Here is a 9,104-nt window from a genome sequence, read left to right as displayed (position 1 = left end):
AGCCGTATGCGCTGAGAGGTGCACGTACGGTTTGGAGGAAAGCTCTCGGAAACCTACTTTAGTAATAAAACAAGGCGCCGGGGGCTCATCCTACGCTTAAACAAGAGGCTTTGGCTATTGCTCTTGGTGAAGAATGGAGTCAAAAAAGGGTATCACTATTGGAACAAAAAGAAGTCATTGAAGATGATATCTTAAGGCAGGTAGCTGAGATATTAAAAGTTCCTGTTGAAGCAATTAAGAACTTTAGCGAGGATAGTGTCTTGAACATAATTTCAAACACCTTTACAAGTACTGACACGTCTACATTAAATGCAATAAATTACCAACCTACTTTTCACCCAATTGATAAGGTAATTGAATTATTTGAGGAGAATAAAAAACTTTACGAACAACTTTTAGCGAGTGAAAGAGAAAAAGTACAGATTTTAAAAAATAAAGGCTTATAAACAGCAAATCATTTTTTTACGTTCATTAATCTAATTTAGTTTTAAGCTTTTAGCAGATCAAGCTGTTATTTCATGCGTAACCAATTTTAAACGCCATGAAAGTAACTGTCAGAAAACACGCTCTTACAAAGGGCCGTCATCGCCTGTTTTTAGACTACTATCCACCAATCGTAAACCCCAAAACAAATAAGCAGACCGGCTACGAAAATCTTAAACTCTTCGTATATGATAATCCGGCAACTCCCACCGAAAGAAATCATAACCGGACTACTATGGAATTGGCAACTACGATCTGCGCCAGCCGCCAGCTCGAATTGCAGGCTCAGAAACATGGAATGTCTCCCAGTTTCCGGAAACAGGAAAGTTTTATTACCTATTTCAGAAAACTTGCCGATCAGCAGCGCGGTCTGAACTGGCATAACTGGGATAGCAGTGTAAGGTATTTTCAATTATTTGCTGATGGTGCGGATTTAAGCTTTGCTGAACTTGATCTTTTCCTCTGCGAGCAGTTTAAGCGATTCTTGCTAAGTGAACCCAAGTTACGCGAATCAAGGCGTGGCATAGGGCATAACAGCGCACTAAGTTATTTCAATAAATTCCGTACTGCACTAAAACAAGCCTGGCGTGAAAAACTGATCAGCGATGATCTTCATGCTTTGTCGCCTGGGCTGAAAGAAATTGAAGCAGAGGTTGAGTATTTAACGATGGATGAAATACGGAAATTGCTTGAAACTCCTGTGAATGATGATCTGTATAAAAGAGTGATATTGCTGGCCATTTTGACCGGTCTTCGGTTTTGTGATATCAAATACCTCACTTGGAAACAGGTTCGCGGTGAGCGAGATAGCTTTTATCTACAATTCCGTCAGCGTAAAACTTATAAGCCTCAGCACGTTTACATTTCTAACCAAGCATTTGACTTAATGGGGGAACGTGGAGAACCAGAAGAAACTGTCTTTCCAAAAGTCAACTACAATTACACCCGCGATATGCTAAAAGTCTGGCCAAAAGAAGCTGGTATAAATAAACACCTGACGTTTAGCTGCCTCCGGCATACCTATGCTACCTTACAGCTCGACCATGGCACAGATATCTATACCATATCAAAGCTATTAGGTCATAGACATCTTAAGACAACGCAGCGATATACCCGTGTCGTGGACAAGGCAAAGAAAGAAGCAGCGAACCGGATTGTCTTCGACTTTTGATCTGCGCACACCCAGTCATATCACCGCTTAAACAACGGGAGCTGTTAGCAGGAAAACTGTCAAGGCCCGGCGATAGCCGGTTTATATAGCCTTGACTTTTTTCCTGCGTAGCTAACTTTGTGACTGCGGTGCTGTGACTAACCAATAATCAGCGGGCGGGAAAGGCAGGTGTGTATGAGGAACGAATACACTCTTGCACGTGCGGCGGCGAGGCTGGCGGCGCAATGAAACCCGGAGTGAAGCGCGTGGTGTAATGGAGCCGCCTGCCGCAGCCGCATGGCCTCTTAATCCTTAATTAGCGTGATAGCTGTTGTCCCCGATCATAATCCTGCCCCGGTCGTCTTTTCTTCTTACGCCTCCGGCCATCATCCACCGTCGGCGGCCCATAATTTTTGGCGGCACCATCAAGTAATACATCCAGAACGCCTTTGCTATGGCTTTGCTGGAATAGGTTACCGGACTCCTGAACCCTCTGTTTTTCCCTGAACTCAACCTTTTGTTCATAGCTTCCATTTTTCATAGCATTCGCATATTCGAACGATTCTTTGACCTCCCTTTCATAACTAAACATCCTGTCAAATATCTGCTCCGCCGACTGCTTAAAGGCTACCCGGTCAAACTGCCCAACGATCTTACTATGTTCGGCATTCGTCCCTTTTGAATTGTTCAATGGGCTTAACTTGATCGTATTACTGGCATCCTTCCTGCTGACGATGACCTGAACATGCATCTGTTCTCCCGGTTTGACATCCCCTCTGCTGGCCTTGCCTTTTCTCACTTCCAGGTCTTTGTAAGTGTAATACCTGTTTTTTTCCAGCTTGGCATAATAAACCAGGTCCTGGTTACCATCCACCCGGTCACGTTTAAAGTTTTTAGCATAAGCATCCATCACCTCATTGGCGTAAGCTTTCAAATAATCTTTCGCACCCTCTTTTCCAAACTTCTCTTTCAGGTACAATAACTCTTTTTCACTCGGGCTGATGTTCACCAGGAAAAATTTGGCATCGTCCTTTGAAAGTTTGGCTACGTTATTATCGATACCCGACCTTACCTCATAGGGCTGGATATTATCCCGTTTGTGGTTAAACCAATACTCCGGCTGGTAATGCTTACCCTGAGCTTCGGCCATACGGTTTTCTTTTTCCAGGTAGGCTACCAGCCGGCTGCTGCTTCCTTTATTGTTCCCGATTTCACTTGTCGTGATATTGATGTGCATTTTTTTCTTGATTAGTTGTAAATAAAATACCCCAATACGCGCTGGCTCATTATTGCTGTCAAAGACTTTCCAACTGTTCCCTTGCAAAACGCACCAGCTCATCCTTATCTGCCTGCTTCGCAAATACATTTAAGTTCTCCCGCTGGGAAACGTAATGGTCCAGGATTGATTTGAAACGGATTTTCAGGTTTCTTTTTTCCAATTGCAGCCTGTCTATGATTTGAAGGTATTTTACGATCTCTTCAATCGCTTTTCTTTGGGCCGAATAAGCTTCCTTTTGCTCTTTGTTATGCGTGATGATATGTTGGTTAAAATAATCCACGATCTTCAATTGTGAATTGATCATATGCTCTGAATCTTTCTTTAAAGGCATCAAAAGTTCCTGCTCCTGTGTCCTGATAAACGCAACAATATTGTCCGTCTTCCTGTTGATCGCATTTTTTAATAGCTCATCATTCAAATCCCTCGGATCTTTCTTGGTCTTATAAAAATAGTCCACCATAAACACGAACAGGTCAAGCTTCGAAAGACCGCATTTATTGGCAATGATCACCAGCTTTTCATCTGTCTTCACCGGGAACCTGATCGTTTTTATATTTTCATCCTTGCTCATAAGATCTTTCGTATTGCAATAATTGAGTATACCGCCAGGTATACTGTTTTCTTTATCTGTAGCATAAAAGCGGGGGGAAGTATACCGCAGGTATACGCAAAACCGCATTAGTCCCGCAGGGCGAGCGGAAAAGTCGGGTGTGCCCGACTTCCGCTCGCTCCCGCTTTCGCGAAAGGACATGAGATCTTTCGATACGTTGATCCATTGATCGGTCGATCTGGAGATCCTCCTTTTCATCATGATCTTGAGATTTGCCAACCGGCAGGCCAGTAAACCTGGCTGCCGAGTTTTGGATGGTAAGAGGGCTGATAACGGATGTACCCATATTCATCGAGTTCTTTGATACACTTGTGATACGTTGCAATCGATGCTATCCGGCTAAAAGCCATGAGCGTTTTTCTGGTGACTGAAAATGGGCTTTTAAAACCACCGCGTTGCCATTGGACAAATAATGCGCTGAACAAGCTGATGTGTGTCGTATTCAGCCGCCCGTCGATGCTCATGCGTTTAAGCAGCTTACCATAACCAGCAAGTTCACTCACCGCAATTTTATGAGTACTCATTGCATCCCCCCTTCCAGAAGTTTGTTGATGTCTTCGAGCTTGTAATACATGATGCTGCCGATACGGGTATGACTTAATGTCCCGTTGATGCGCAGGTTCTGTAAGGTGCCTGGTGATATTTTGAGCAGCTTTCTTACTTCGTTACTTTTAAGCCACTTTTTGGACTGCCCCTGTTCGTCCAGTTGAACCAGTTTCTTGATTTCCGTTAACAGTTCGCTTTTAAATTCATTCAGATCTCCTTTAGTGATCAGTTCACTTGCTTGCATAATAGCCTCCTTCGTTAAATCGTTACTTCATACTTGTACCGCCGGTACCGGGTACGAAGCAAAGATGTTAGCAAAGCGATATCATTCATTACCATAAACCAAGCTATGGTAATGGCAGGCAAAGCATAGTGCTGAAAAAGAGCGTACTGAATAATTTAAAGGCAATTGTAAACGTTTGCCTGCAAAAGAAAAGTTGACCTAAAATTTGATCTTAACTTGCCTGCGTTTTGCCGGAACTATGTTGAAATGCTGATTTTCGGAAGGGATAGCAGATGACCTGCCACTCGGATTACCTGCATCGCGCGGGTAGTAGCGTCGCACGCGGTCTAATTTGATGGGTTCACCGTCTTCCTGAAAGTACCGGCTAATCAGTTTGGCCCAGGTGATAGGCATCTGCGAAAATACCAGTTCCTTATCGCCTACTTTCAAAGCCTCGATCTTCTTGAACAGGTCAACTACGGTGAGGAAATGACCGCTGGCAATGTTGATCGGGTAATCGGTGTCCAACTTCTCAGCTTCTCTGCGCTCATCCATCAGGCGTTGTACTTGTTCCTTAAGGATCTTGATCTGGCCTTCCTTCTCCGCAATGATCTCGGCCTGGGTACGGCCAAGGTTCCACTCATCGATGCTTTGAAGATATTCTGAAAACCGGTTAAGGTGAAATTTACTCCGGAAGTTGTCGGCGTGACTGGAGGTATACCTGTCTTTATGTCTTAATTGTGCGATGGCATCCTGTATGACTTCCCACACATACCTGAAGAACTCCTGCTCGGTTGCATCATCGTATTCGGAAAGGAAAAATTGCAGGTGATATTTATACAGTTCATCGAATTGTTGTTCACTCTTTCGGTAAAGCAGATTAAGAAAGTGGTTGTCCTCAACTTTTTTATTCCAAAAAAATGGGCGGCCTATATCATTAGTATCCTTGTTAAAATCGAACGTTGCCCGGTGTTTGAAGTATTGTTCTCGCATAGGTCAGATTTTAACCTAAAGTTAACAATATATGTAGATATTCGAATTCGAAAACGGAACAATATCGAAGTATCTTAAATATAAATATCAACAGGACTAAAGTCGAACCGCTTGATGAGTAATTTGAGAATATTCTCGGCTATTAGCTGCGGGTTCGAGCCCAGTTTCGGGGGCAATCATTTAACTATATGCTATTAATTCGTCCCCAAACTGGGCGGAATTCGAACCACTTAAGTGACCAAATCCGTGTTTTAAGCGAATTAGAACACTTTTAACGATCCGTGACTATGCAGTTTTCGAACCGTACAGTTTATGGTTCGAGTCCTACTCGGGCTGGCGTTTCCTTAGCCCGAACAGGACTAATTCCGAATCGATTGATTAATTCAATGCGCTATATTTTATTCAGATTTCTTGAAAATCAATTTTTAATTAATTTATCTCTCTTTACTTGCTTTTAATATTGATTAATATTTAAAAATATTTTCTCTGATTATATTTTTAAATATAATTGTTATTTTAACACCTAATAATTAACATTGAATAATAAATGATACTACCGTGCTGATTTCTAACGGGCAGCCAGGCAGTAAGTAATAAAAATAAACCTTAAACCTCTATTGCGAAGTATATGAAAAAACTTCTGGTTCTTATTTTATTCCTGGTCGATTTTCCGGCGGGGAATTCTTCAAATATCCAAACTGTAGTACTTCAAATTATTCCCCGTCCCTTGATGTATCGGAAGAAACAGCTATGAACAGCAAGATATCCTTTGCACAGATTGATGATGTTTGCTTTTACCCAGTATCTATCCCGATGACTGCATAGACCTATGATCCCCTGATTAGTATGACGAATATGAAAGGCTTCCATGAGAATGATCGCATATTATGACTATAGCAACTTCCAACGTTTAAAGAACATCAAAGATAAAGACGAAACATTCTTAAATACATAGACAATCATTAACCGAACCAACAATCTTAAATAAACTCCATGAAACGATTAACCTTAATCACAATTCTGCTTGTTTTTATATCGGACTACCTTTTTGCACAGCAATGGACTACCAGTGGCACCACTATTTATAATAATAACACCGGTAATGTAGGGATAGGAACAACCAATCCGGCAACCACTCTTGACGTAGGTGGAGCCATCAGTATTAAAGGATATAATGTGAATGACACCCAGGGTATATCCGTACTATCTGATGGCACCTACGTTATAGCGAGCGGTGCCCGGATAAAAGGAACATATACGGTCAGTTTTGAAGCGGCTAATAGGGTTCAGACGGTGGTGCTTCTGGCTAATGCGACCCAGTTTGATTACAACAGCTCGCTGTCAATTCTAAGCAATACTTATTATAACAACACTGTGGTGATGAGTAACTTCCGCTATGTGTTCAGTTCGGACAATTCTGTTATCTATTTAGTATTCAATATTGCAAACAGGAATGGGGGGAACACGGTAACCGCTCACTTTGACGGCACTGGCGCATACGTCCCTTCCTGGGGTGGCACAATGCCTTCCTCGCCAACAACTGCCGGGATTTACCCTTTGGCTATTAATGCGGGAAATGTCGGCATCGGTATAGCCAATCCACAAAACAAGCTTGATGTTAACGGAACTGTTCATGCCAGACAGGTTAACATAGATCTCAATGGTTGGGCGGATTATGTATTTGAAAAAAGCTATAAGCTACCTGCCTTAAGTTCAGTTAAAGCCTATATCCAAAAAAATCAGCATTTGCCTGAAATGCCATCGCAGGCAGAGATTATCAAAACCGGCCTTGACGTGAGCGAGGCAAATAAGCTTTTGTTAAAGAAAATGGAGGAAATGACGCTGTATATGATTAAAGCAACAGAAGAAATAACAGCATTGAAAAAAGAGGTTAAACAACTAAAAAGCAAATCGAATAAACGATGAAAAAAATTTTATTACTGGCCATAACTGGTTTGGCGGGAATCCATACCGGATTTGCACAAACGAAAACGGTTACGGTAGATGCAAATGACGCATTGAACAATAATACCAAGATCGTCGCCCAGACCTCAATTGGGCAGTCATTTTTTGTTGGCCACCAGTTGGGCAATACCTATTCTTTTCCGGGTTACGGAATTTTTCGGGCATGGACTGACCAACCCGTAGGTTCAGCAAACGTTTATTATGATGGGGTTACCAATGGGGTCACAAACTTCAGTGTCAGGGCGGACGGTCAGGGGTATTTTGCCGCAGCCATAGGCGTGGGTGTTCCTGCGCCTGCTGCCAGGTTGCACATTTTCAACCAGTACGACGTAAATCAGACAACCGCGCTGAAAATGTTCTACCAGGGAACTTGGGGAACCCCGGCCTATGCCAGCAATTTTAGGTTCATCGATCTCAATAGTACCGAAAGCGGAAAAGTGCTGCAGGTTAACGGAACAGGTGTAGGGATCGGGTACGATCCGCCGGCCTGGTCGTCGCCGGATAAACTGTATATCAGTGGGAATGTAGGTATTGGAACCAATACACCGAGGGAGGCGCTCTCAGTTAACGGTAGTATCCGCGCCAAACAAATCAAAGTAGAGACTGCCAACTGGCCCGACTATGTTTTCAAGCCAGCTTATCAGCTACCATCCTTAACGGAAGTTAAGGCATACATCGATCAAAATCAGCATTTGCCAGAAATACCGTCCGAGCAGGAAATAGCGACAAACGGCCAGAATCTGGGAGAAATGAACAAGCTGTTAATAAAGAAAGTGGAAGAATTAACCCTGTACCTGATAGAAAAAGATCGGAAAGACAAACAACAGGAGATCCGCATAGAAAAATTAGAGCATACATTAAAAAAAATGATGGTCCGCAATCAACTAGTCAAAAATAAAACAAATCAAAATGGTAATTAAAAGACTCTGTTTAAGTATACTTATTAGTATGATTCTGGTGCCTTTCTGTAAGGCGCAATACACGGCTATCGCCTGTGGCCCCAACATTACCCCTGCTGTTAATTATGTTTTTTTAGGAAGCCTGGGATTTTCGCCCGATAATGCTGCAAATAGTCAGAAGTTACAAGTAGATATTATAGGCGGCGGCTGGGGTTCTAATGATAAAGGAACTACGACTTTTTACATCGCAAATCGGGGAGGCCTCAGTGTTAACCAGATTACTCAAGGTGGTTCTTCCTTTGGACCTGGCAGTCTCAAGATCTATCAAAGCGGTACTACAACAAGTTTTTATCTTGCGGTTAACAGTGCCAGCGACTACTTTGCGTTCGCTGTAAAAGCCTATTTATTTGGGTATGCTACTACAGCACAGCAGGTAAGTATAACTACGCAGACCGCAGTTCCGGCGGGTACGGATATTACATCATCTATAACGGTTACCCCGGTACTGATCACCGATCTCAATGGTAATATTGGATTAAATACCTCATCTCCCGATCCTGGTTACCGCTTATCGGTTAATGGTAAGATCAGGGCTAAAGAAATCAGGGTAGAAACCGGCTGGGCCGATTATGTTTTCAGGAAGGATTATCAGCTACCCTCCTTATCAGAGGTGAAAAAATACATCGACCAAAACCGGCATTTACCAGAAATTCCATCAGAACAGCAAATAGCAAAGGAAGGATTGAATGTAGGGGAAATGAACAAGCTACTCATGAAGAAAGTGGAAGAATTAACCTTGTACCTGATCGAAAAAGATAAAGAGTTGAAAGAGCAATCACAAGGTAATAGCGCTGTTCAAGCCAAATTGAAATTACAGCAGCAGCAAATTGATCAGTTGAGTAAGCAATTTAACTTGCTTGCCGACAAACTGAGATAAAGCCATAGTTACATATTCA

10 protein-coding genes are annotated in these 9,104 nt (G+C 42.5%); 5 read left to right on the top strand and 5 right to left on the bottom strand.

The window, feature by feature from the left end:
- The first annotated feature begins 110 nt into the window (after window positions 1-110).
- Window positions 111-446 carry a transcriptional regulator gene (locus ABIC84_RS24230; RefSeq protein WP_429265236.1) on the top strand — a complete coding sequence of 112 codons (336 nt, stop codon included), beginning with the start codon at window positions 111-113 and terminating at the stop codon, window positions 444-446.
- Between the two features lie 95 nt (window positions 447-541).
- Window positions 542-1,654, top strand: coding sequence for a tyrosine-type recombinase/integrase (locus ABIC84_RS24225; protein WP_429265235.1), 1,113 nt, complete (start codon window positions 542-544; stop codon window positions 1,652-1,654).
- 295 nt (window positions 1,655-1,949) lie between these two features.
- Here ABIC84_RS24225 and ABIC84_RS24220 read toward each other — a convergent pair whose 3' ends face one another.
- From ABIC84_RS24220 to ABIC84_RS24200, 5 genes are all read right to left on the bottom strand, one after another.
- Window positions 1,950-2,870, bottom strand: a complete 921-nt coding sequence (locus tag ABIC84_RS24220; RefSeq protein ID WP_429265234.1) for a DUF5712 family protein — start codon at window positions 2,868-2,870, stop codon at window positions 1,950-1,952.
- Between the two features lie 58 nt (window positions 2,871-2,928).
- Window positions 2,929-3,723, bottom strand: coding sequence for a BfmA/BtgA family mobilization protein (locus ABIC84_RS24215; protein WP_429265233.1), 795 nt, complete (start codon window positions 3,721-3,723; stop codon window positions 2,929-2,931).
- Complete coding sequence (locus tag ABIC84_RS24210) at window positions 3,720-4,046, bottom strand: hypothetical protein (protein WP_429265232.1); 327 nt, start codon at window positions 4,044-4,046, stop codon at window positions 3,720-3,722. Before ABIC84_RS24210 ends, ABIC84_RS24215 begins: the two co-directional genes overlap by 4 nt.
- Window positions 4,043-4,312 carry a helix-turn-helix domain-containing protein gene (locus ABIC84_RS24205; protein WP_429265231.1) on the bottom strand — a complete coding sequence of 90 codons (270 nt, stop codon included), beginning with the start codon at window positions 4,310-4,312 and terminating at the stop codon, window positions 4,043-4,045. The genes ABIC84_RS24210 and ABIC84_RS24205 overlap by 4 nt, the downstream gene beginning before the upstream one ends.
- A 198-nt stretch (window positions 4,313-4,510) precedes the next feature.
- Window positions 4,511-5,284, bottom strand: a complete 774-nt coding sequence (locus ABIC84_RS24200; protein WP_429265230.1) for a hypothetical protein — start codon at window positions 5,282-5,284, stop codon at window positions 4,511-4,513.
- 993 nt (window positions 5,285-6,277) lie between these two features.
- Between ABIC84_RS24200 and ABIC84_RS24195 the strand changes: the two genes are divergently transcribed.
- From ABIC84_RS24195 to ABIC84_RS24185, 3 genes are read left to right on the top strand one after another with little or no spacing between them, the layout of a single operon-like run.
- Window positions 6,278-7,210 carry a hypothetical protein gene (locus ABIC84_RS24195; protein ID WP_429265229.1) on the top strand — a complete coding sequence of 311 codons (933 nt, stop codon included), beginning with the start codon at window positions 6,278-6,280 and terminating at the stop codon, window positions 7,208-7,210.
- On the top strand, window positions 7,207-8,169 hold the full coding sequence (locus ABIC84_RS24190; RefSeq protein ID WP_429265228.1) for a hypothetical protein: 963 nt from the start codon (window positions 7,207-7,209) through the stop codon (window positions 8,167-8,169). Before ABIC84_RS24195 ends, ABIC84_RS24190 begins: the two co-directional genes overlap by 4 nt.
- A gap of 28 nt (window positions 8,170-8,197) precedes the next feature.
- Window positions 8,198-9,085 carry a hypothetical protein gene (locus ABIC84_RS24185; RefSeq protein WP_429265227.1) on the top strand — a complete coding sequence of 296 codons (888 nt, stop codon included), beginning with the start codon at window positions 8,198-8,200 and terminating at the stop codon, window positions 9,083-9,085.
- Window positions 9,086-9,104: the final 19 nt, after the last annotated feature.

It is taken from the genome of Mucilaginibacter sp. 3215, from assembly GCF_050433785.1.
Taxonomy (GTDB): Bacteria; Bacteroidota; Bacteroidia; order Sphingobacteriales; family Sphingobacteriaceae; genus Mucilaginibacter.
This window is presented reverse-complemented; position numbering and strand designations above follow the sequence as displayed.